The 21,985-nt window shown below is 56.8% G+C and carries 18 protein-coding genes; 9 read left to right on the plus strand and 9 right to left on the minus strand.

The features are described 5' to 3' along the window. Positions 1–26 precede the first annotated feature (26 nt). Both AC6I8J_RS20250 and AC6I8J_RS20255 read left to right on the plus strand, forming a co-directional pair. Positions 27–581, plus strand: coding sequence for a sigma-70 family RNA polymerase sigma factor (locus AC6I8J_RS20250; RefSeq protein ID WP_161734687.1), 555 nt, complete (start codon positions 27–29; stop codon positions 579–581). Continuing rightward, positions 568–1,209, plus strand: coding sequence for a DUF1109 domain-containing protein (locus tag AC6I8J_RS20255; RefSeq protein ID WP_222925846.1), 642 nt, complete (start codon positions 568–570; stop codon positions 1,207–1,209). The genes AC6I8J_RS20250 and AC6I8J_RS20255 overlap by 14 nt, the downstream gene beginning before the upstream one ends. A gap of 82 nt (positions 1,210–1,291) precedes the next feature. Here the strand turns inward: AC6I8J_RS20255 and AC6I8J_RS20260 are convergent, their stop codons facing one another. Beyond that, the gene (locus AC6I8J_RS20260) at positions 1,292–2,443 is read right to left on the minus strand and encodes an MFS transporter (RefSeq protein WP_497825776.1); all 1,152 of its coding nucleotides are present in this window, start codon (positions 2,441–2,443) and stop codon (positions 1,292–1,294) included. 120 nt (positions 2,444–2,563) lie between these two features. Here AC6I8J_RS20260 and AC6I8J_RS20265 point away from each other — a divergent pair, with 120 nt between their 5' ends. After that, the gene (locus AC6I8J_RS20265; RefSeq protein ID WP_497825777.1) at positions 2,564–3,334 is read left to right on the plus strand and encodes a DeoR/GlpR family DNA-binding transcription regulator; all 771 of its coding nucleotides are present in this window, start codon (positions 2,564–2,566) and stop codon (positions 3,332–3,334) included. A gap of 156 nt (positions 3,335–3,490) precedes the next feature. Then, positions 3,491–3,901, plus strand: coding sequence for a GFA family protein (locus AC6I8J_RS20270; protein WP_497825778.1), 411 nt, complete (start codon positions 3,491–3,493; stop codon positions 3,899–3,901). A gap of 16 nt (positions 3,902–3,917) precedes the next feature. Here the strand turns inward: AC6I8J_RS20270 and AC6I8J_RS20275 are convergent, their stop codons facing one another. Both AC6I8J_RS20275 and fdhF read right to left on the minus strand, forming a co-directional pair. Beyond that, positions 3,918–4,403, minus strand: a complete 486-nt coding sequence (locus tag AC6I8J_RS20275) for a helical membrane plugin domain-containing protein (protein WP_497825779.1) — start codon at positions 4,401–4,403, stop codon at positions 3,918–3,920. Then, positions 4,403–7,375, minus strand: a complete 2,973-nt coding sequence (gene fdhF / locus AC6I8J_RS20280) for a formate dehydrogenase subunit alpha (protein WP_497825780.1) — start codon at positions 7,373–7,375, stop codon at positions 4,403–4,405. Before fdhF ends, AC6I8J_RS20275 begins: the two co-directional genes overlap by 1 nt. Before the next feature lie 798 nt (positions 7,376–8,173). Between fdhF and AC6I8J_RS20285 the strand changes: the two genes are divergently transcribed. Next, on the plus strand, positions 8,174–8,794 hold the full coding sequence (locus AC6I8J_RS20285) for a response regulator transcription factor (protein WP_497825781.1): 621 nt from the start codon (positions 8,174–8,176) through the stop codon (positions 8,792–8,794). Between the two features lie 28 nt (positions 8,795–8,822). Here the strand turns inward: AC6I8J_RS20285 and AC6I8J_RS20290 are convergent, their stop codons facing one another. The 5 genes from AC6I8J_RS20290 to AC6I8J_RS20310 all read right to left on the minus strand — a co-directional run bounded on the left by AC6I8J_RS20290 (position 8,823) and on the right by AC6I8J_RS20310 (position 16,023). Continuing rightward, positions 8,823–14,363: a trifunctional serine/threonine-protein kinase/ATP-binding protein/sensor histidine kinase gene (locus tag AC6I8J_RS20290; RefSeq protein WP_497825782.1), complete on the minus strand. Its 5,541-nt coding sequence runs from the start codon at positions 14,361–14,363 to the stop codon at positions 8,823–8,825. After that, the gene (locus AC6I8J_RS20295; protein ID WP_161734598.1) at positions 14,363–14,746 is read right to left on the minus strand and encodes a response regulator transcription factor; all 384 of its coding nucleotides are present in this window, start codon (positions 14,744–14,746) and stop codon (positions 14,363–14,365) included. Before AC6I8J_RS20295 ends, AC6I8J_RS20290 begins: the two co-directional genes overlap by 1 nt. Positions 14,747–14,789: 43 nt before the next feature. Then, positions 14,790–15,044, minus strand: a complete 255-nt coding sequence (locus AC6I8J_RS20300; RefSeq protein ID WP_497825783.1) for a XapX domain-containing protein — start codon at positions 15,042–15,044, stop codon at positions 14,790–14,792. Positions 15,045–15,046: 2 nt separating this feature from the next. Further along, a complete protein-coding gene (locus AC6I8J_RS20305; protein WP_161734592.1) occupies positions 15,047–15,268 on the minus strand; it encodes a DUF1427 family protein in 222 nt (73 codons plus the stop codon). A 62-nt stretch (positions 15,269–15,330) separates the two neighbouring features. Further along, a complete protein-coding gene (locus AC6I8J_RS20310; protein ID WP_010670331.1) occupies positions 15,331–16,023 on the minus strand; it encodes a hydrolase in 693 nt (230 codons plus the stop codon). Positions 16,024–16,312: 289 nt separating this feature from the next. Here AC6I8J_RS20310 and AC6I8J_RS20315 point away from each other — a divergent pair, with 289 nt between their 5' ends. The 4 genes from AC6I8J_RS20315 to AC6I8J_RS20330 are packed head-to-tail and all read left to right on the plus strand — an operon-like array spanning position 16,313 to position 21,102. Further along, positions 16,313–18,190, plus strand: coding sequence for an amidohydrolase (locus AC6I8J_RS20315; RefSeq protein ID WP_497825784.1), 1,878 nt, complete (start codon positions 16,313–16,315; stop codon positions 18,188–18,190). A gap of 2 nt (positions 18,191–18,192) precedes the next feature. Continuing rightward, on the plus strand, positions 18,193–18,615 hold the full coding sequence (locus AC6I8J_RS20320) for a DoxX family protein (protein WP_161734587.1): 423 nt from the start codon (positions 18,193–18,195) through the stop codon (positions 18,613–18,615). Further along, a complete protein-coding gene (locus AC6I8J_RS20325; protein WP_497825785.1) occupies positions 18,602–20,230 on the plus strand; it encodes an MFS transporter in 1,629 nt (542 codons plus the stop codon). The genes AC6I8J_RS20320 and AC6I8J_RS20325 overlap by 14 nt, the downstream gene beginning before the upstream one ends. A gap of 50 nt (positions 20,231–20,280) precedes the next feature. Next, a complete protein-coding gene (locus tag AC6I8J_RS20330; RefSeq protein WP_161734582.1) occupies positions 20,281–21,102 on the plus strand; it encodes an alpha/beta fold hydrolase in 822 nt (273 codons plus the stop codon). A gap of 41 nt (positions 21,103–21,143) precedes the next feature. Here the strand turns inward: AC6I8J_RS20330 and AC6I8J_RS20335 are convergent, their stop codons facing one another. Next, positions 21,144–21,869, minus strand: a complete 726-nt coding sequence (locus AC6I8J_RS20335) for a pirin family protein (protein WP_161734580.1) — start codon at positions 21,867–21,869, stop codon at positions 21,144–21,146. Between the last annotated feature and the right edge of the window lie 116 nt (positions 21,870–21,985).

The raw sequence follows: 21,985 nt of genomic DNA on the forward strand, positions 1-21,985 counted from the left end.
ACAGTGTGCTGACCTGCTGATAAATGATGTCAGACACTGATCAACGCGCACAGCACTGGCCAGCCTTAATGGCCCGGGCGCAGGCGGGCGACAAAGCAGCCTATAACCAGTTACTCAAAGCGATGGTTCCGGCCATCCGGGCACTGGTGCGCAAAAAAATGCGTGACGAGGGGCTGGTTGAGGATGTGATTCAGGAAACGCTGCTGGCAATCCATCGGGTGCGGCATACCTACGATCCGCAGCGCCCGATCTTGCCATGGGTAGCCGCTATCGCCTCTGCCCGAACGATTGATACGCTGCGCCAGCATGGTCGTCGTCAGGAGGTTCAGGATGATGAGGCGCTGCAGCAGCGGCCCGCTGAAAGTGCAGAAGCCTCAGCCGATGCCGATATTCTCTCAGGCTATCTCGATACCCTTCCGCTACGTCAGCGGGAGATCGTCGAATCCGTGCATCTGCGCGAGCAGAGCCTGGCGCAGGCAGCCGCTGAAACCCATCAGTCTCTTTCTGCCGTTAAATCCCTGTTGCATCGCGCAATGGTCAACCTTCGTAAATATGGACGGGGTCATCATGAGAAATCATGACCAGTTAATTAATCAGCTCAGCGCCTCCGCGCAGCCGGTGCAGCGCGTCTGGCCCACCGCCTGGCGCGTTGCGGGCTGGATCGCGCTTGCTCTGCCTTTTGGCGCACTGACCAGCTGGGCGTTTCACAGCAGGTTTACTGACTGGAGTCAGCCTGGCGCATGGCTGGCATTTATCGCCGTACTGCTCTCTCTTGTCATCGCGGGCAGCACGCTGGCGGCTGCGTTTACGCTGAGTATCGCCGGCAGAAAACCAGTCAGCCTGCGCTGGCCGCTGATGCTGGCAGTGATGTGGCTGGGGCTGAATCTGATCAACATGTCATCTGAAACCACGTCTGCGGGCGCAAGCCGCTTTGGTGAAGGGATACATTGCTATCTGTTTATGCTGTCGGCCAGCGCGCCGATGATGCTGATGTCCGTGATCGCCCTGAAGCGCACCCGTTCACTCTATCCCGCGCGCAGTCTGGCGCTGAGCGGCTGTGGCAGTGCGTTTACCTCATCGATGTTGCTGTCGCTGTGTCATGACACCCATCTGCACGCCATCGATTTTTCTATGCATCTGGCTGCGGGCATCACCATCGTGGCGCTGACGGTGCTGGCCGGCCGCCGCTGGGTCAGGCTGGGAGAGTAATGGCAGGCCGCTTCCGTTCCTCCTGAAGATGACTCCGCGCCCCGTTCAATGAAAGTCTGTCAGGAGCGCGGACTGGGTAATTTTATGCATTTTCCCCTGCGCGGCTACGGCCCAGATCCAGGGTCAGAGAGACCGCACCGACGATCAGCATCAGCGCCATAATCAGTGAAAACGAGAAAGCAAGATGCGTGTAATGCGCCACGTAGCCAATCACGGCTGGCCCGCTCAGTACCCCCAGGTAACCCAGAGTAGTAATGGCAGGCACGGCGACCGCCTGCGGCATCACCGTCTGACGTCCGGCGGCAGAGAACATTACCGGCACGATATTGGCGCAGCCTGCGCCGACAAGGGTGTAGCCCAGCAACGCCAGCGGCCAGGAGGCGATAAAGGTCACCATCGCCATGCCAGCGGCGGCAATCAGTGCGCCACCCAGTACTACAGGCAGACGACCCAGCGACGAAATGATGCGATCGCCGGTCAGACGCGCCACGGTCATCGCAATGGCAAAGCAGGTATAGCCCAGTCCGCCCAGTGATGCCGGCATGGCCCGGACGTCGGTCAGATAGACAGCACTCCAGTCCAGCACGGTGCCTTCGGTCAGGAAGACGGCAAAGCAGATGATGCCGATAATCAGTACGCTGCCGCGCGGAACAGCAAATACCGGGCCTTCAGCGGGGTTCGCGTAGGTCAGTAAACCCGGTGCGCTGACCAGCGTCATGATAATCACCGCCGCTACCGCCAGCAAACAGCCGGTGAGCACGCTAAAACCCATCGCCAGCAGCAGCGTCATAAAGCCCGCCCCGGCAATGCCGCCCACACTGTACATGCCGTGAAAGCCAGACATCACAGGCTTCGCCGCCTGCTTCTCCACCAGGATCGCCTGGATGTTCATGGCGCAGTCGGTCACGCCGATGCCGATGCCAAAAACCAGCAACGCCAGCGCCAGCAATAGCGGGTCGCTGAGCACCGACAGCCATGGCGTACTGATGATGACCAGCGCGACAGCGACCAGAATCACCCGGCGGCAGCCAAAGCGGCTGGTCAGCCAGCCCGTCACCGGCATCGCAATCAGCGCGCCGACGCCAAGACAAAGCAGCAAGGTGCCGAGTTGCGCCTCATTAACGCCGGTATTGCCGCGGGCGAAAGGCACAATCACCGCCCAGGTCGCGGTTATAAATCCAGCGATAAAAAAGATAATGCGTGTTGCCAGTGTGGAAGAGACGTTATTAGCCATTGCATTCCTTTGAGGGATGTCGTGAAGAGCTGACAGGACTGAGAGATCGCTATTGACTCCCTGCCCGGCAGTGAACGATTATGCTCACTATAGCTCGATTTTGAATTATTTGAGGTTTATATGCTCGATTATGCAGCTTTCCCGCAGCAGCGACAAGCGCTGATTCGTGAGATATTGAAGGACAAAGGACGTGTGGTCTGCGCTGACCTTGCAAGGCAACTGGCCGTGTCAGAGCACACTATCCGCCGCGATCTCCATGAACTCAGTAAAGAGGGTTTATGTAAAAAGGTCTATGGCGGTGCGGTGTTACAGCTGCAGGAGGCGGGCAGCTTTGTCAGCCGGAAAGCTCACGATCACGCAGCAAAAGCCCTGATTGCGCAGCGCTGTGCCAGCCTGGTGAAAGCCAATAGCTGCATCTTTGTTGATGCCGGTACGACCAATCTGGCGCTGGCACAGGCGCTATCACCAGATTTGAATATCACCGTCGTCACCAATGCGCCCGATATTGCTGCGCTACTGATCAACCATCCTGCTGCGGAGGTAATTATGCTGGGCGGGCAGATACAGACGAGCACCGGCGGCGCGGTCGGGCAAACCGCGATCAACCAGATCCAGGGGATTCTGTTTGATCAGGCGTTTATTGGCGGCTGCGCCATGAGCCCGGAGGCCGGGCTGACCGGTTTTAACTATGCGGATTGCGAATTCAAGAAAGTCGCCATGGCGCAAAGCAATCAGGTCATTGTCGGGCTGACAGCGGATAAAATCCCCGCAGTAGCGCGATTCAGCGTGGCGAAATGCCGTGAAATCTCAACGCTCGTCGTGGAAGAGAAGCTCGATAAAGAACTGCTTGAGGCGTTTGAAGCGGAAGAGATGATGCTTATTACTGTCTGATACGGCGTGATGAAATAAATCATGTCGCAGGCGAACCCGATAAATGCACACTGCCCTGGCTATACTAATGGTCGACAAATCCGCACCCGATGCTGCCAAATCCCAGGCTTTGGCGTAGGCTGAAAGCTGGTTGGTTTCACTACACAGGAGATCAGGATGCAAAATGAAATGACAGCGCAATGCCACTGTGGCGCGGTGGCGTACCGGGTGACGCTGAAGGATGGATTTAATACGGTGCGCCGCTGCAACTGTTCGTTTTGCCGGATGCGCGGCGCGGTGGTGGTATTTGCGACAAAGGTGGAGCTGATCCGGGGTGAAGCGCAGCTCACCGAATATCGATTCAACAGCAAAGAGGTGGGCCACTACTTCTGTTCGGTTTGCGGCATTTACACCTTTCATCAGAGCCGCTCACAGCCCAATCAGTTCGGGGTGAATGTCGCCTGCCTTGAGGGGGTTTCGCCGTTTGATTTCACCGATGTCCCGGTCTCCGATGGTATCAATCATCCAAAAGATGGCGGCGCGGGCGGTGTAGCCGGTCATCTGATCTACACCCCCACGCAATCCTGAACGAACGCAGGCTGAACTACTCCCGTGTGGGCTTGCCACTGAAGCGGGTAATCGGCTTCTGCTCTTCACGGTCAATCTGCTGTGAGAAGACCTCCAGTGCGGCGAAGATCGGGCGCAGTCCACGCCACAGATCTTCATCATTGAGCAACCGGATGATGCCGCGGATGCCTGGCGCGGCTTTTTCCTGACGGGCCTCATCGCGCGCCGGTTTAACGGCCATCGCGGCATCGCGAACGGCCAACAGCAGATGATTAAAACTTTCTGGCGGCACACTGCCCAGCGTCATCATCAGTAGCGAGAGATTCTGTAGCGCGTTCTGCGTACCCGGCTGATTAAGGCCCGAAACCAGGATTTTCGCCACCTCGCTATTTGATTTAACCAGATCGTTCGCCAGCCGCAGAAAACCGTGCTGGTGGAGATTTTCAATCAGCTCATCCATCGCTTCGCGTGCGGTTGGCTCAGTACGTGTCGGCGTGACCTGATATTTCATCCGTTCTGCCATTAAAATTTCTCCGGTTTGTCTACGTGTTCAGGCGGTTCACGGTAGCCTGCCTGCTGCCATTTTTGTTCAATCGGCAGGTGATCCAGCGGGGTCCGACTGCCGTAACGGAAGTTGTGTAACGGCAACGGATTGGGCTGCGTCCGCCGTTCGATTCGCTTCATGTTCACGGCAAGCTCTTTATAAGCCGGTGTGTTGACGTCGGGATCGTGATGTTCGCCGGTCAGCGCGTTGACGCCATCCTTACCATGATGAATTGGCATAAACATGACGTTGCCCGCCACGCGTTCGGTGATAACAACCGGCACATCCAGCGAGCCGCGCCGTGAGGTGATGCGCACCCATTCTCCTTCCGTCAGCGCGCGCGAGGCAGCCAGTTCCGGTGAGATCTCAACAAAGGCATTAGGTGACAGCGACATCATGCGGCCACCCTGACCGGTCTGGTTCATCGACTGAAAATGCTCCAGCATCCTGCCGTTATTCAGCAGGAGATTGTACTCTGCATCCTCCTGCTCGGCGGGTGGCTGCCAGCTCAGCGGATAAAGCCGGGCTTTGCCATCCGGGAAATTAAACCGTTCCGTGTAGAGACGCGGCGTGCTTTCACCTGCGGCATTGACCGGCCAGAGTTGCGACTGCCAGCCGACCAGTTGCTCATAGCTTACGCCGGCGAAAATATCTGCAATGCCCGCTGCTTCCGCCATGATCGCGCCCGGATTCGGGTAATGCCACGGGTGACCGAGGCGCGCGGCGAGTTCGGTGAAAATCTGCCAGTCGGGACGACAGTCGCCCAGGGGTTTCATGGCGGGCGAGAAGTGCTGGATGCGTCGCTCGGTGTTCACAAACGTCCCCTCTTTCTCCACGCTGGGCGCGCCGGGTAACACCACATCGGCAAACTCAGCCGTGCGCGACATGAAAATGTCCTGAACCACCATAAATTCCAGTTTGGTGAAGGCGGCATGCACAGAATCTGAGTCAGCATCCGCAAAGGCGGTCTCTTCGCCGGTGATATACATCGCGCGGATTTTACCTTCACCCGCCTCCTGCACCATTTTGAAGTTATCCGCGCCTGGCTGGTCGGAGAGTGCCTCAGGCGCGACGCCCCATGCTCGCGCCCATTTCTCCCGCACCGCCGCGTCAGTGACTTTTTCATAGCCGGGATAGAGATTGCTCAGGCAGCCGAAGTCGCTGGCGCCCTGCACATTGTTGTGTCCGCGCATCGGGTATCCGCCGGTGCCAGACCGGCCATAGTTGCCGGTGACCAGCAGCAGGTTCGACAGCGCCGTGCTGGTGTCGGCACCGTGGCTGTGCTGGGTAATCCCCATCGCCCACAATATGCAGGCGCTGCTCGCCTGGCCAATCATCTCCGCCGCCTCTGTAAGTTCGGCTTCGCTCAGGCCACAGATCTTACTGGCATAGTCGAGCGTAAAGGCATCGAGCGAGGCGCGGTACTCTTCGACCTGATTAACCCGCTGTGACAGAAACGCGTCATCGGCATAACCGTGATCGAACATATATTTCGCCATCGCTGAGGCCCAGACGAGATCGCTACCTGGCCGGATGCGCAGATAGCAGTCAGCCCGTTCCGCCATTTCGTGACGACGCGGATCGACAACCAGCAGTTTCTGACCGCGATGTTTATGGCTCTGTTTGATGTGCGAAGCGATAACCGGATGGTTCTCGGAAAGGTTACTGCCGACCAGCACAATCAGATCGGTTTCCTGCAGATCTTTTATTGTTCCGGCATCGCCACCGTAGCCCACAGTCCGAAATAACCCTTCTGTGGCCGGGTTCTGACAATAGCGTGAAGAGTTATCGACATTGTTGGTGCCGAAGATTAAACGGGCGATTTTCTGGGTGAGATAGGCTTCTTCGTTACTCGCTTTACTGGAGCCAATAAAGCCTATTGCGTCACCGCCATAGTTCTGCGCAACACCACGTAATCCATCGGCAACCCGCTGTAATGCTTCATCCCAGCTGGCAGGCCGGAAGCGGCCATTCTCGCGAATCAGCGGCGTTGTCAGGCGTTCCGCGCTGTTGACGAAATCCCAGCCAAACTTGCCTTTAACACAGGTGGAAATACCATTGGCTGGCGCTTCGGCGACCGGCTGAATTTTCAGGATGTGACGATCGCGGGTCCAGATTTCGAAGCTGCAGCCCACGCCACAATATGTGCAGACTGTTTTGGTGCGTTTGATTTCAGACTGGCGCAGCGCCACGTCAATTTTTGACACACCGGTAATTGGCTCCATGCCGATACTGTTTTCCAGCGTTTTCACAAAGTCGATAAGCGGACGCTTCAGCCCTTCATCCATCGCGGTGAACGGGCCCGCATCGGGCTGCATCGTTTTTTCCAGCAGTGCATTGCACGGGCAGACCGTAACGCAGTGCCCACAGCTGACGCAACTGGAGCCGGCGATTTCCGTGCCGCCATCCCACAACACGCGTGGGTGCGCCTGGGTATAGTCAATCGAGAGCGTCTCGTTGACCTCTACATTCTGGCACGCCTCGACACAGCGACCACATAAGATGCACTGGTCAGGGTCGTAGGTGTAAAACGGATTGGAGTGATCTTTCGCGTAAGGCTTGGGCTGATGAGGATAGTACTGAATCGGAATGTGCATATCGGCTACTGCGTTATGCAGCGTACAGTCGCCGGTGTTGTGTTCGCAGACGGTGCAGTAAAGCTCATGACGATTAAGCAGCCTATCCATACCCTCCTGCTGCGCGGCTTTCAGCACACTGCCCTCACTCCGGACCGACAAACCCTCTTCAGTACGAAGCGTACAACCGCGAACACGCTCGCCATTAGCATCGACCCAGCAGACATCACAGCTTTGTTGCGGCGTTAACGCCGGGTGATAACAGACATGAGGCAGTTTTTTCCCGTGAGCATCCAGAAAATCGATAAGCGGTTGATCAGCAAATCCTTCTAATCGTTCACCATTGAAAAGAATGGTGCAGTAATTTTCACTCATATGAGCCTCATGACGACATGGCGAATAGCGCTGGGCTGGAAAATGTCCCCAAATTTAAACGGTTACTTCACAAGCTTAGTGAGGATTATCAGCCGTGCCATGAATACCGCTACGCTTATTGAGGTTAATCGCTGACAGGTAAGGCTTTTTTAAAATGTAATGACTTCTTACCGGATGAAATCAGGGGTTTTTTATGACAAAACCTTCGTGATAATGACAAAGGGGATCTGAATGCTGCTTAGCAATGATCACTCTGTTGCCTGACCCCTGATACATTTATCCGTTAAATGTATGTTGTAACTATAAACTGACTTTTTGTTGTGTATCGCGTGAATTGCGGCGCTGTTCAGTCTGAAGTGAGTTAACCACTGATTGTCAGTTACCGTGCCGCTTATTCCAGAGATGAATTACACACTGGCACGAACTTATTACGCCATTAAAAAAGCGAGGCAGATTTAATCCGGTGAGCAATTTTATGGACTATTTCAGCGTATGGCGATCACTATTCTGCTGGTCGCAAGTGAGCGCTCTGTTGATTACACAAATATGGCGCTCAGCTTATAGTCCAATACCCAGCAGACCGGAATGACGGCACACAGCCCACAGTATAACGCTCACGTTTTAATCATATCTATCAGTAATTTATCTGATTCTTAACATGCTGTTAATCATAAGATGATAATGATAACTGTTATGGTAATATCCTGTTAACCCTGCCGGAGGCTCACTGTTCAGGGCCTCTTTACGCGTCATGTTTAATTTAATTATCAGTAAAACTCTGGCTGGAATGAGGTCCCTATGAATCCCATCGTATATATTGTTGACGACGACGCTGCTGTGACTTCAGCATTACGTAATCTGCTCACCGCCGACGATTACACAGTTATCACGTTTTCATCGGCAGATGATTTTCTGGCTCATGCATTCACTCCCCTTCCCTGTTGCCTGATTCTGGATATTAATCTTCCCGGCGCAGATGGATTCGATGTCGCACAGGCTTTGCTCGATCGCGGTTACACGATCCCCACCATCTTTTTAACCGGTTTCGGGACCATTCCGGTCACAGTGCGTGCGATGAAAACCGGCGCTTATGAGTTTCTGACTAAACCGGTTGATCCCGATCATATGTTGCAGGCAGTAGCGGAAGCGTTGCGCATCGCTGAACAGAATATGGCCGCCTCTGAGGAGCGGCGAGAAATATTCCAGCGGCACCAGACCCTGACGCCGCGTGAAAGCGAGGTGATGCTGCTGGCGGTTAGTGGCCTGCTCAATAAGCAGATTGCTGCCGAAATGGGCGTCAGTGAAATTACGGCTAAAGTCCACAAGCGGCGAGTGATGGAGAAGATGCATGCGCGCTCGCTGACCGATCTGGTGCGTGCGGCTGAGCGGCTCAATATTGATCATACCCGCCGTCGCTAAAGCCACGATGTAAAGCTGGCCCGCACGCTTATTCCAGTGGCAGTGTAAACCAGAAACGGCTGCCGCCTTCTGGCCGGTTCTCTGCGCCTAACTCTCCGCAGTGCTTTTTGATGATCCCTTTACTGATGGTTAATCCCATGCCCATGCCGCTTTTCTTGGTGGTGTAGAACGACTCAAAGATCCGGTCACGCACGCCATCAGGCAATCCGCAACCGCTATCCAGCACCTCAAAGCGCAGCGTTTCAGCCGTGGGATTCTCTGAGGTGAGGCGCAGCAGGGCCGCGCGCGGTAAATCATCGGACATGGCATCGATAGCATTAATGACCAGATTGAGCAGCACCTGCTGAATCTGAACGCGGTCGCAGAAAATATCTGCCCTGGCCGCCTTGAGTTTCAGTTCCAGTGAAATGCCCCGCCGTTCCAGCTCGATCCGGGAGAGCGCCAGAATATCACGGGCAATCAGATGCAGGTTTTCTGGCGCAAAGCTCGGTTCATGATTGCGGGTCAGCGCCTGCAGACCGCGAATAATCTCTCCGGCACGTTTACCCTCTTTAATGATCTCGTTCAGACTGCTGCTGGCATTTTCCAGCATCAAGGGTTCACGCTTTAACCAGCGCAGGCTGGCACCCGCGTTAGCCACGATTGACATCAGAGGCTGGTTAATCTCATGGGCGATGGAAGCAGTAAGCTGCCCGACGGTGGTGGCGCGGCTAACCCGAGCCAGGTCCGCCTGCGCCATACGCGCGCTATCTTCTGCCTGACGCTGTAAAGTGATATCCGAAATGGTGCCGAAATACTCTTTCACCTCCGGGAAATTGTCCACCGGTTCTCCGATGCCTTTAATATAGCGGCATTCCCCGTCCGGCCTGAGTATACGGAACTCAGCCTGCATACTGCGCCCCTGGCTGACGCTAAGCGTGACCAGTTCACTGATGCACGCATGATCATCGGGATGAACGCGGGTGAGAAAGTCAGCCATCGACAGCCCTTTTTGTTCAGCTGGCAGGCCAAGAATGCGACCATATTCTTCAGAGACCATCATCATGTCCTCTGTCAATTCCCAGCGCCAGGTGCCGGTATGGCTGATCTTCTCGCCGAGCATCAGCGAGGTTTTACTGGCTCGCAACTGCTTCTCAACCCGCCGCCGATGAGTGTTCTCCTCCAGCAGCTCTGCGTAGAGCCGTGCGTTTTCCAGCGAAACGGCCGCCTGCGCACTCAGGGTTTTTACTATATGGGAGTGCTCAGCAGTAAACGCGTCGGGCATCAGGCGGTTCTCCAGATAGAGCACCCCGACCATGTTGGCCTGCCTGAACATCGGGACACACAACACCGCTGCGCCTGAAGCCACCAGATAGGGATCCTGGCTGAAGGGACTGAACGCCTCCGGTTTGCCGGTGCGTATCTCCTGGCCTGTTCGGATCACCGCTGACAGCACGGATAAAGGCAGGTCGGACGCGAGAGGTCGTTCTTTAACAATCTGCACACGCACCCCCTCTGCCATGCTCTCTGCCCAGGCCTGCGTCTCCGGCAGATTGCCATCCAGAATCCGGATGAGCCGACAGCGCTGAGCACCGGCCCGCTCCAGCAGCATGCGCATCAGGGTATGTATCAACCGATCAAGGTTGATCTCCTCCGTCAGGGCGCGCACGGCGGTCAGCACGCTCTCCATGTCATAGAATGCGGCATCCTGGGTAAACGGAATTGTCGCCAGTGCGCTGTTTTGCAGCGGCGCGGACAGATGCGGATAGCGCTGCTCCAGCTGGCGCACCATTGCCTGCGCGCCCCAGTTTTCCCAGCTTGCCATTGCCGCTTTAATCCAGGCATCTGCGGCGGTGTCCAGCTGTAAGGCTTTGCAGCAGCGACCCGCCAGCTGATTCGCCAGCGCATGGATGTGCAGATAGCCCGCCTGTCTGGAGAGACGAATGGCCTGTTCATACTGCTTCAGAGCGTCGCCCGTGTTGCCCGCCAGACGCGCGCACTCTGCCCTGAGCAGAGCATATTTGTCTGCAAACAGACCAGGATTGAGGTCAGCCCAGTCAGCAAACTTGTCGAGATGGCCACGCAGCACATTGCTGTCAGCCGCTTCAGGCTGGTGACTCAGTGATAATGCGCTGTAGAAATGAAAATCCATCAGATAGATATAAGCGGGCACTGCGCTAATCAGCGGACGAATATCCTCAAAACAGCGCAGCGCCTCCCGGTATTCAGCCGCAAAGAAATGCGCCATTCCCCGATAGAGACCGTCCCAGAACCGCACCATCGCTTTAGGGCCGGATATCGGCCCCGGCTCACTGCCCGCTACCAGCGGCAAAGAGGCGACGCGATCCTCTGCCCTGAATCCATTGCTATTACGCAGTTGCATCACCAGTTGCTTCTGCATAACGAGCACGTTCTCGACGTCGGGATAATACGATTTGCGGGTAAACGCCAGTCCACGCTCAATGGAGGTCAGCACCGACTCAAGGTGGTCGCCGCGTGTCAGCGTGTTCATGATCTGATGACGCAGCGAGAGGCAGGCAAAAGAGCGGTCGCCATGCATTACCGCCACGCGAAAGCTTTCGCGGGCACACTCCACGGCGACATCCAGCGGCTGTGTCCAGATCCCTACCTGATCCAGTGGCAGCAGCGTGCGTGCTTTGTAGCGGATAAAGTTATGCTCTTCCACCAGCGCACGCGCCACCCGGCCACAGTCATAGCTAAACTGCCAGGCCTGATAGCGGTCGCCAGTCAGCACGCTGAACCAGGCAAGGCCAAACGCAGAAGCCCCTGTCATGCCCTGGTCCAGCGTCATCTTCAGCATCCGGCAGACCAGCATCAGATGCAGCTGCGGGCAGTCGTAGGCGGAAACAAAAATTGTGCTGGCCATCAGGTTCAGCACCGACTCCGTTTCGGCATTGTTGTTCAGCGGCAGCCGTGAAAAAGCGGTCTGCGGGGAGTCGCCAATCCGCGTTCTGAGTGACAGCCATTCGGCGTCGATCTCCGCGTCATTCGGATTACGGTTGAAATGCTCACCAAAAACCGCCAGCCAGGCGAGTGCGGTTTCCAGTGCCAGATGATTGTCAGACTGGCGCATATGAATTTCAGCAGAGAGACAGGCAGCCCTGGATTTTTCACTGAGCGTTCCCGGCTCACGCAGCAGTCGGGTGCAGAGCGATTGTGCGTTGCTGAGATTACCGTGCAGAAACTCGCACTCCGCCTCATCAAGACCCAGCATAAAGTCATTGCCGGTCACCATCCGCTGGCTAAGTCGCTGGGCGGTGCGCAGATAGCGCAGCGCCGAGAGATAGTCCCCCGCACGTTTCGCTCCCTGTGCAGCGCGCAGACAGAGCGGATAATACCGCTCACGCTCTGCGACACTCAGCGGCAGTTCAGCAATCATGCCAATGTGATAAACCGCGCGGAACAGTGTTTCACCGTTATCCGCCGTCACCACCGCGTCTGACAGCCATGCCGCCGCCTGCTGATGAAGATGCTGTTGCTGCCGGCGGTCGGGCAGCGAAAATGCCGCGTTGTGAACCCGATCGTGGGTAAAGGCGTAGTTACCGCCCGTCAGGGTGATAAAACGACCACTGACTGCCGGTTCAAGCTGCTGCTGAAGCCGTTTAACAGGGGTTCCGCTGATATGACTTATCAGGGAGAGTTCGCCGCTGGCGCCCAGGCAGGCCAGATCGCCCAGCAGCTGCCGCGTTATCTCCGGCATCCGTACCAGCTGATTCAGCACCAGCGTTGCCACATTGTCGGTGTACTGACGCGTACTCAGTGTCTGGCTGTCGTAATGCCATTTCAGCGGGTTCTGACGAAAGTAAATGACCCCATCGTCCACCGCCTGACGAAAGAACTCCTGCACAGAGAGTGGATTGCCGCCGGTTTTGTCGAAAATAATCTGTGCCAGTTCGCGATGGCCGCCGGGACGGGTATGCAGCCTCCCCGCCAGCCAGCGACCGATACTTTTCACGCTGAGCGGCTGTGGCGTCAGCGCCACGGCCCGCGCCGCGGATTCTCTGATCCGCAGTAGAAAACCGGCAATCATCGGACAGGGCATTGATTCACCCTCCCGGAAAGCGAGCACCAGCATAAAAGGCAGATGTTCACTACGAATAATCAGCGTTTCCAGCAGTTGCAGCGTGGCATTATCTGCCCAGTGAACATCATCAATCAGCATCACCAGCGGGCGACCCGGCGTGGCAAAAGCCTCAATCAGCGCACACGCCATCTGGTTAAACTGCTCGCGGGCGTCCGGAGCATGGCGCACCACGGGCGACAGTGTCCGGATATTCAGCAGCTGTTTTAATTCGGGTACCAGTTCAATGGCTAAATCGGTATACCCGCCCAGTAACCGCAACAGTCGCCCCCGCCATTTGCTGACTTCCGGGGCGGACAAACCCAGCAGATAGAGCGTGACCGTGCGAAAGGCGGAGGCGATTGAGGCATAGGGGGCGACTGGCGAATGCTGATCGGCCTTGCTGGCGGCCAGCAGAATCTGTCGGTGCTGCAGGTTTTTCAGTGCGGAGGCGATAATGGCAGACTTCCCGGAGCCGGGCGCACCGCTCAGCATCACCAGGCTCTGCGTGCCGCTGCGGTTGACCGCCTCAAGCGTGGTCAGTAACAGGCGCGCCTGCGGATGCTGCGTGAACAGCGTTTCGGGCCGGAAACTGCTGCTGAACCGCTCCTGCAAACCGGGCGTAAACGGCGCAATGGTGTTTTCCGCTGAGAGGGTTGCCTGACAACGGCGCAGATCGGCCATCAATCCCTGCACGGTCTGATACCCCTCTGCGGGCGACTTTGCCAGCAGGCGCAACAGAATCACCGAGAGCATCGGCGGCACATCCTCTCTGACCTGTTCGGCGGGACGGGGGGCGGTAGCAATGTGATGATGAATCCACTCTGCTTCACCCGCTTCTGCTGATCCAAACGGCAGTCTGCCGGTCAGGTACTCATACAGCACCACACCCAGGCTGTAGAGATCGCTGAGGCTGCTGACGGGATGCGGTGTGCGACCGGTATGCTCAGGAGACATATAGGCCAGCGTACCGCCTGAGGCGCGCAGGCTGGTTTTGTCCGCCGACTGCGCTGCCAGCGAGGCCAGTCCAAATCCGCCCAGGCGGAAGCGCTCATCGTCAGTGACAAAAAAGTGACCCGGCTTGATATCCCCATGCACGATACCCTGATGATGCGCCTGACCGAGCGTGTGGCAGAGCTGCAATGCCACCTGCAGGAAGTCGGCGATGTTTTCAGGTGGAGTGGCGAGATTGTGAGCCAGAGTACGAAACGGAAAGCAAGGATAAATCAGGGCATACCGATTGTGATAACGGGTGGTGCCGGTGGCGGTGATTGCCCAGCGCGGTGAAAGATAGCCCGCCAGCGCACGCTCATTTTTAAGTCGCTGCGTCGCCTGAAAGGTGACCTCGTCACTTTGACCCGTAGCGATAATCAGGGATTCACCAGAGTGGCAGCGCGCCAGTATCCAGAGCAGGCAGCCATCCTGCGCCAGCGGTGTCAGCGTGTCGAAGTGGTCAATCGCGATCCCTGCGTCGTCACCTTCCTGGACATTAACTGAAAGCATGCTCATCAGCGGGCTTCTCCCCTGGATAACTCGCAACGGATCAGTGTCAGCAGCGTATCAACATCAATGGGCTTTCGCAAAAACGTGACCGCCCCCAGGGCGATGGCATACCACAGTGTTGTTTCTTCCAGATCTGCTGAGATAAAGATGACCGGGGGCAGCTCTGTCTGCTGTTTCAGGAGGACAAATAGCTCAAAACCGGACATGCCCTTGAGTCCGACATCAATAATCAGCAAGCCCGCCTCTGAAAGGGCATTGTCATCGCTCAGGAGCGCCTCACCGGACTCATATAAGCGCGTCGGGTAGCCGTCTGAGTGCAACAGATTGCTCAGTCCACTGCGGACCGCGCGTTCATCATCAACAATGATAATACGCTGTGACAGCGCCATGCAGTTATTCTCCGGAACGCCTCACTGAGCGGTACGCGAGGATTTAAGGGGTGTTATCGCCATCGGGTGGCGATGTCCCACTGATTTTTGGCACACACTCATGGCGAAACCACTTCAGCGTCACCGGCTGACGGCGAAGCAGACGCTTAGCCAGCGGAATGATCTGTTCCCCCACCAGCATACCGAACAGCCCCACCAGTGCAATAATCGGCGGAGCCGGAGAGTTGACGTTAATCAGCGCATAGATTACCCCGGCAAGCAGGCCCACCGCGAGAGAAATGATGTAGGATTTCAACATGTTCAGCTTGTCCGCAACAGGTATGTTTCAGGCTGAGCGTTGAGCGGCTGAAGGACGGTCGCATGCGCTGCTGGAATAACCGCCTGCATCAGCGCCCCGCCCAGTAACATTCCCAGCAGGCCCACCAGCGCAATCGCGGGCGGAGCGGGTGAACGTACTTTAAGCAGGCCATAAAACAGGCCAATCAACACCCCTGCTGCCAGGGAAAGAAGTAAAGGATTCATGACCGGACTCCTGTGCTGCCCGTCTGCTGACCGGCAGCGCGTGCCGATCAGCAGAGCGACCCTTAGCGGACCGGCGCGTGAACCGGTGCCAGAGTACGGTGTTCGCTTTTCTGACGTGATGGCGCTTTATGCACCATGGTGTAGGCGTAATCCACACCAATGCCATAGGCACCTGAATGCTCTTTGGCAATATTCATCACCGCATCGTAAGTGTCACGGTTAGCCCAGTCACGCTGCCACTCCAGCATCACCTGTTGCCAGGTCACCGGCACGACACCCGCCTGAATCATGCGCTGCATTGCGTAGTCGTGCGCTTCTTTGGTGGTGCCGCCTGACGCGTCGGCCACCATATAGATTTCGTAGTCGCCTTCCAGCATCGCGCACAGGGCAAAGCTATTGTTGCACACTTCCGTCCAGAGACCGGACACCACCACTTTTTTCTTGCCGTTCGCTGCCAGCGCGTCACGCACTTTCTGGTCATCCCAGGAGTTCATTGAGCTGCGCTCCAGAATGTCCTGACCAGGAAAGACATCCAGCAGTTCCGGATAAGTGTGACCCGAGAAGCTTTCGGTTTCGACCGTGGTGATGATGGTCGGGATGTTGAAGACTTTTGCCGCCTTCGCCAGCGCAACGGTGTTGTTTTTCAGCACCTGGCGGTCAATCGACTGCACGCCAAAGGCCATCTGCGGCTGCTGGTCGATGAAGATAATCTGGCTGTTATGTGGCGTGAGGACTTCAAGCTTTGCGTTGGACATGCGTTCACCCATAGAGGTTAAGTAACGGAATTTCCGCCAACTGGCGCGGAGCAAAAAGACGGTCAGGACAGGTTTATTAATCCTGCTGCTGACTTGTCTGGTCGCAGTGTAGGGCGAGGTGACACGGCAAACTATTATCTCTGCGTATAACTATACGAAGGTATAGGTATCCCTCTGTATAACTAGACGACCCATCAGCCCGCTCACCATAATCCGGCTTATTCGTGCCCTGCTTATTGCGGCACTTCCTGTCCCGCGCTGAGTCGGACAACCCCGTTGAGGAGGATCTATGGTTACGCTGGGTAAAGCAGAACTGATACTGACCCATGGCAAATTTCATACTGTTGACCGCAGCAATCCGGTCGCAGAAGCCGTGGCAATTCGTGATGGCAAATTTGTTGCGGTAGGTACGCTGGCAGAGGCGATGGAGTATCACTGTGACGGCACCAAAGTGATCGATCTGAAAGGTCACACCGCCGTGCCGGGCCTGAACGATTCACACCTGCACCTGATTCGTGGTGGTCTGAACTACAACCTTGAACTGCGATGGGAAGGCGTTCCGTCGGTTGCCGATGCGCTGCGGATGCTGAAAGAGCAGGCGCTGCGCACGCCGTCACCGCAGTGGGTGCGTGTGGTAGGCGGCTGGACCGAGTTCCAGTTTGCCGAGCGCCGGATGCCGACGCTGGATGAGATCAACGAGGCTGCCCCCGATACGCCAGTCTTCGTGCTGCATCTTTATGACCGCGCCCTGCTCAACCGCGCCGCACTGAAAGTCGTCGGCTATACCAAAGAGACGCCGAACCCGCCGGGTGGTGAAATCCAGCGAGACAGTAACGGTAATCCCACCGGTCTGCTGATCGCCCGTCCCAATGCGATGATCCTCTACGCCACGCTGGCGAAAGGCCCGAAACTGCCGCTGGAACAGCAGATCAACTCGACCCGCCAGTTTATGCGCGAGCTGAATCGACTGGGCCTGACCAGCGCCATTGATGCGGGCGGTGGCTTCCAGAACTATCCCGAAGATTACGAAGTGATCGCTGAACTGCATCAGAAAAAGCAGATGACGCTGCGTATCGCCTACAACCTCTTCACGCAGCGTCCGGGTCATGAACTGGAAGATTTTGAGAAGTGGACGGACATGCTGACGCCAGGCCAGGGCAGCGACTATTTCCGTCACAACGGCGCAGGCGAAATGCTGGTGTTCTCGGCCGCCGACTTCGAAGATTTTCTGGAGCCACGTCCGGACTTAGCGCCTGGCATGGAGGACGAACTGGAGCGCGTGGTGCGTCATCTGGTGGAACATCGCTGGCCTTTCCGTCTGCATGCAACTTATGACGAGTCGATCAGCCGGATGCTGGATGTCTTTGAGAAGGTCAACCGCGATATCCCGTTTAATGGTCTGCACTGGTTCTTTGACCACGCGGAAACGGTCACTCAGCGCAATATCGATCGTATCAAAGCGCTGGGCGGTGGCATTGCGGTGCAGCATCGCATGGCATTCCAGGGCGAATACTTTGCTGAACGCTACGGCATTGAAGCCACCCGCCACACCCCGCCGGTACAGAAAATGCTGGAAACCGGCGTCCCGGTCGGACTCGGCACCGACGCAACCCGCGTCGCCAGCTACAACCCCTGGACCGCGCTCTACTGGCTGGTTTCTGGTCGCACCGTGGGCGGCATGCAGATGTATGACGTCAATGCCCGCCTTGACCGTGAAACGGCGCTGATGCTCTGGACACAGGGCAGCGCCTGGTTCTCCAGCGAACAAAATAAAAAAGGTCGGATTCAGGTAGGTCTTCTGGCGGATCTGGCCGTGCTGAGCAAAGATTTCTTCAGCGTGCCGGAAGAGGAAATTAAAGGCATTGAGTCGGTGCTGACGGTGGTGGATGGCAATATTGTCTATGCCGCCGGTTCGTTCAGCGCGGATGCACCGCCCGCGATTCCGGTCCTGCCTGAGTGGTCGCCAGTGGTAAACGTGCCGGGTCACTATCGCAGCGCCCCGCCAGTTGTGCAGAGCCGTGCAGGCATGATGCCCGCCGTCCACCACTGCAGCGGCCCGTGCGGGGTTCATCAACACTCGCATAAGATCGCCCGGGGTTCCAGTGTACCGGTCGCCGAAGATAACGCCTTCTGGGGCGCGCTCGGCTGCAGCTGCTTCGCGTTTTAATCATGAATAACGCTAGGGATCTGTCGCCCCGTATCAATGCGGGGCTGTTCTTCCTGCGCCTGACCGGCAGCCTGCTGCTGTTGCAGGTGCATGGGCTGCCGAAAATTCTGCATTTCAGCGAAGAACTGACGCGTATAGAAGACCCGTTTGGTCTGGGACCGATGATGAGCCTGCTGCCAGCGATAGTGGCAGAAGTCATCTGCCCGATCTTTATTATTCTCGGCTGGGGTAGCCGGATTGCCTGCCTGCCGATCATCGCGGTGCTACTGGTCGCGATGCTGGTGGTACACCCTGGCTGGTCACTAGCGGAAGGCCAGTTCGGCTGGCTGCTGCTCATTATCTTTACCACGCTGGCGCTGACCGGGCCTGGCGGCTGGCGAATCGGCGCGGTGAAACATCAGGGGGTTCGTCATGGCACAGGTTAATGATATCCACCAGCTCGAGCAGGAACAGCCTGCGGCAACGCCCACGGGTGAGGTTTCACCGCTACAGCCGCTGCGTCAGCCGGTGTTCCGCATGCTGTGGATCGCCACCGTCGTCTCCAATATCGGTTCATGGATGAACGATGTGGGTGTGAACTGGAGCATGCTGACGCTGAGTGCCGACCCGCTGGCCGTGGCGCTGGTGCAGGCGGCCAGCAGCCTGCCGATGTTTCTGTTCGCGCTGCCCTCAGGCGTAATGGCGGATATCGTTGACCGCCGCAAATATCTGCTGTTTTCCCAGCTCTGGACCTTTATCGCCGCGGCCGGGCTGACGGTGCTGGCCTGGACCGGCCATGTAACCCCTGAAGTACTGCTGGGCGCTGCCTTTTTGCTGAGCGCGGGTGCCGCCATGAGTTCGCCGCCCTTCCAGGCGATCGTGCCGGATCTGGTGACTAAACAGGAACTGGGTCCAGCCATTGCCCTTAACTCGCTCGGCATTAATATCAGTCGCGCCATCGGTCCGGCGCTGGGCGGCCTGATCCTCTCATTCACCGGGCCCTGGATGGTTTTCCTGCTCAATGCGTTGTCCGTGCTGGGCGTGACCTGGGTGCTCTGGCGCTGGAAAGCAGAACCCAGCGTGCAGCGCCTCCCGCCCGAGCACTTCTTCCCGGCGGTGCGTGCCGGCCTGCGCTATGTGCATGCGGCACCAGTGTTGCGTAACGTGCTTGTGCGGACCTTCGCGTTCTTCCTGTTTGGCAGCGCAGGCTGGGCTTTGCTGCCATTGGTGGCGCGTCGTGAACTCGGCCTCGGCCCTGGCGGCTACGGCATTATGCTGGCCTGCATCGGTGTCGGCGCGATAACTGGCGCCGTCCTGCTGCCGCGTCTGCGTCGTCGCCTGAGTTCCGATCGCCTGATGGTGCTTGCCAGTCTGATCTTTGCCCTGACTATGCTGGCGCTGGCCTTTGTGCGGCACTTCTGGCTTCTGAATGCGTTTGAGTTCTTCACCGGCTTTGCCTGGATCGCGGTGCTGTCGACGCTGAATCTTGGCGCACAGCGCAGCGCCGCGAAGTGGGTGAAAGCGCGTGCGCTGGCGGTTTATCTGACGGTGTTCTTTGGTTCGATGACCGCAGGCAGCGCCCTCTGGGGACAGCTCGCCTCGCACTTCGGCATTCCGCTGTCGCTCTGCATCGCCGCGCTGGGCATGGTACTGGCCAGCAGTACCGTCTGGCGCTGGCGGCTCGATCAGGATCCCGATCTCAATCTCGATATGATTGGTGACGGCGTCAATGCGCCTGCGCTGGATATGCGTCACGAACGCGGGCCGGTTATGGTGAATTACGAATACCGGATTACTATTGATGATGTACATGCTTTTACAGTCTGCATGCAGGATATGCGGCGGGTCAGACGCCGCGGTGGCGCCATCAACTGGTCACTGTATGAAGATATTCTGCAGCCCGGCATTTTCGTTGAAACGTTTGTGGTCGGTTCCTGGGTCGAACATCTGCGTCAGAAAGAGCGCTACACCATCAACGACAAAAAAATAGAGCGGCGGGTTTTCGCTTTTCATCAGGGCGAGCGCTCACCCGAGGTACGCTATCTGGTGGCGCCAGTGTAACTGGCGCAGTACCAACTTCTCATCTATCACGTCATACAGAGGGCAATACTATGAGCACTTTTAAAACGACCGACGGCACACAGATTTACTTCAAGGACTGGGGAACCGGTAAGCCTGTATTATTCAGCCACGGCTGGCCGCTGGATGCCGACATGTGGGACAGCCAGATGAAATTCCTGGCCGATAACGGCTATCGGGTGATTGCGTTTGACCGTCGTGGCTTTGGCCGCTCTGACCAGCCCTGGACCGGCAATAACTACGATACCTTTGCTTCAGATATTAACGATTTGATCACCCATCTTGACCTGCAGAACGTGACGCTGGTGGGCTTCTCCATGGGTGGCGGCGACGTTACGCGCTACATCGGCAGCTACGGCAGCGATCGCGTCGCGGCGCTGGTGCTGCTCGGTGCCGTTACGCCTATCTTTGGCAAAACGGCAGACTACCCGCAGGGTGTCGATATGTCGGTATTCGAGGGGATTCGTGATGGCCTGCTCAAAGATCGCGCGCAGTTTATCAAAGAGTTCGCCACGCCGTTCTACGGCACCAACGCCGGGCAGACTGTTTCAGATGGCGTGATGACGCAGACGCTGAATATCGCGTTGCTGGCTTCGCTAAAAAGTACCGTGGACTGCGTTACCGCGTTTGCGGAAACCGATTTCCGTGCCGACGTAGCGAAAGTCAATGTGCCAACGCTGGTGATCCATGGCAGCAACGACCAGATCGTGCCGTTTGAATCCACCGGCAAAGTGGCGGCGGAGATGATTGAGGGTGCTGAACTCAAGGTTTATGACAATGCGCCGCATGGTTTCGCGGTAACGCATCAGGATCAACTGAACCAGGATCTGCTGGCGTTTCTTAACGCGCAGTGATGCAAAAAAAACTGCGCGGTGAAAGCCGCGCAGTTTTCATTTTAACGGGTTGGATGATTCACTTCGTTGGGACGCAGATCGAATAACAACACCTCCGCTCCTTCACCGTGACTGAACGACAGCGTTTTCTCATTGCGAACCCGCGCACCGTCTCCGGCATTAAATTGCAGGCCATTTACCCTGACACTGCCGCGCGCCACATGAATATACGCATAGCGGTCGTCCGGCAGCGTGATCGTCTGCTGCTCATCGCCCTGGAACAGTCCCGCATAGATGCGAATATCCTGGCGCACCCGTAATGCCCCGTTTTCACCTTCCGGCGAAATAATCAGTCGCAAATTACCGCGTTTATCCGCTTCGGTGACGGAGATCTGCTGGTAGCCTGGCGGCGTGTTCTTCTCAGCAGGAACTACCCAAATCTGCAGGAAATGCACGCCCTCAGTACCAGAGTGGTTAAACTCACTGTGGGTCACACCACTGCCCGCACTCATCAACTGCACGTCGCCGGGAACAATCACCGAGCCGGTGCCCATTGAGTCTTTGTGCTCCAGCGCGCCTTCCAGCACATAAGAGATAATCTCCATGTTGCTGTGCGGATGAGCACCAAAACCACGCCCTTTAGCGACGCGATCATCGTTGATCACCAGCAGATCAGAGAAGCCCGCCTGTTTTGGGTCCCAGTAGTTTGCAAAAGAGAAGGTGTGACGTGAATTCAGCCAGCCGTGATCGCCCACACCGCGTTGCTCTGACAATCTTTGCTCAATCATATTCTGCCCCTTCGTTGATTCGGGAAGTGCGAATGCCCTTCGATGGAAACAGCATATAAGTAAACAAGAGAGTCACACAATGGTGTGAACGGGCAATCACTGTCGCTTTTTAGTGG

It is taken from the genome of Pantoea sp. X-Soil-ISGK-355 (assembly GCF_059730805.1).

Bases quoted from the DNA above. Each gene is read 5' to 3' on its own strand.
- AC6I8J_RS20250 (WP_161734687.1), top strand. From the start codon at position 27: ATGTCAGACACTGATCAACGCGCACAGCACTGGCCAGCCTTAATGGCC.
- AC6I8J_RS20255 (WP_222925846.1), top strand. From the start codon at position 568: ATGAGAAATCATGACCAGTTAATTAATCAGCTCAGCGCCTCCGCGCAG.
- AC6I8J_RS20260 (WP_497825776.1), bottom strand. From the start codon at position 2,443: ATGGCTAATAACGTCTCTTCCACACTGGCAACACGCATTATCTTTTTT.
- AC6I8J_RS20265 (WP_497825777.1), top strand. From the start codon at position 2,564: ATGCTCGATTATGCAGCTTTCCCGCAGCAGCGACAAGCGCTGATTCGT.
- AC6I8J_RS20270 (WP_497825778.1), top strand. From the start codon at position 3,491: ATGCAAAATGAAATGACAGCGCAATGCCACTGTGGCGCGGTGGCGTAC.
- AC6I8J_RS20275 (WP_497825779.1), bottom strand. From the start codon at position 4,403: ATGGCAGAACGGATGAAATATCAGGTCACGCCGACACGTACTGAGCCA.
- fdhF (WP_497825780.1), bottom strand. From the start codon at position 7,375: ATGAGTGAAAATTACTGCACCATTCTTTTCAATGGTGAACGATTAGAA.
- AC6I8J_RS20285 (WP_497825781.1), top strand. From the start codon at position 8,174: ATGAATCCCATCGTATATATTGTTGACGACGACGCTGCTGTGACTTCA.
- AC6I8J_RS20290 (WP_497825782.1), bottom strand. From the start codon at position 14,363: ATGAGCATGCTTTCAGTTAATGTCCAGGAAGGTGACGACGCAGGGATC.
- AC6I8J_RS20295 (WP_161734598.1), bottom strand. From the start codon at position 14,746: ATGGCGCTGTCACAGCGTATTATCATTGTTGATGATGAACGCGCGGTC.
- AC6I8J_RS20300 (WP_497825783.1), bottom strand. From the start codon at position 15,044: ATGTTGAAATCCTACATCATTTCTCTCGCGGTGGGCCTGCTTGCCGGG.
- AC6I8J_RS20305 (WP_161734592.1), bottom strand. From the start codon at position 15,268: ATGAATCCTTTACTTCTTTCCCTGGCAGCAGGGGTGTTGATTGGCCTG.
- AC6I8J_RS20310 (WP_010670331.1), bottom strand. From the start codon at position 16,023: ATGTCCAACGCAAAGCTTGAAGTCCTCACGCCACATAACAGCCAGATT.
- AC6I8J_RS20315 (WP_497825784.1), top strand. From the start codon at position 16,313: ATGGTTACGCTGGGTAAAGCAGAACTGATACTGACCCATGGCAAATTT.
- AC6I8J_RS20320 (WP_161734587.1), top strand. From the start codon at position 18,193: ATGAATAACGCTAGGGATCTGTCGCCCCGTATCAATGCGGGGCTGTTC.
- AC6I8J_RS20325 (WP_497825785.1), top strand. From the start codon at position 18,602: ATGGCACAGGTTAATGATATCCACCAGCTCGAGCAGGAACAGCCTGCG.
- AC6I8J_RS20330 (WP_161734582.1), top strand. From the start codon at position 20,281: ATGAGCACTTTTAAAACGACCGACGGCACACAGATTTACTTCAAGGAC.
- AC6I8J_RS20335 (WP_161734580.1), bottom strand. From the start codon at position 21,869: ATGATTGAGCAAAGATTGTCAGAGCAACGCGGTGTGGGCGATCACGGC.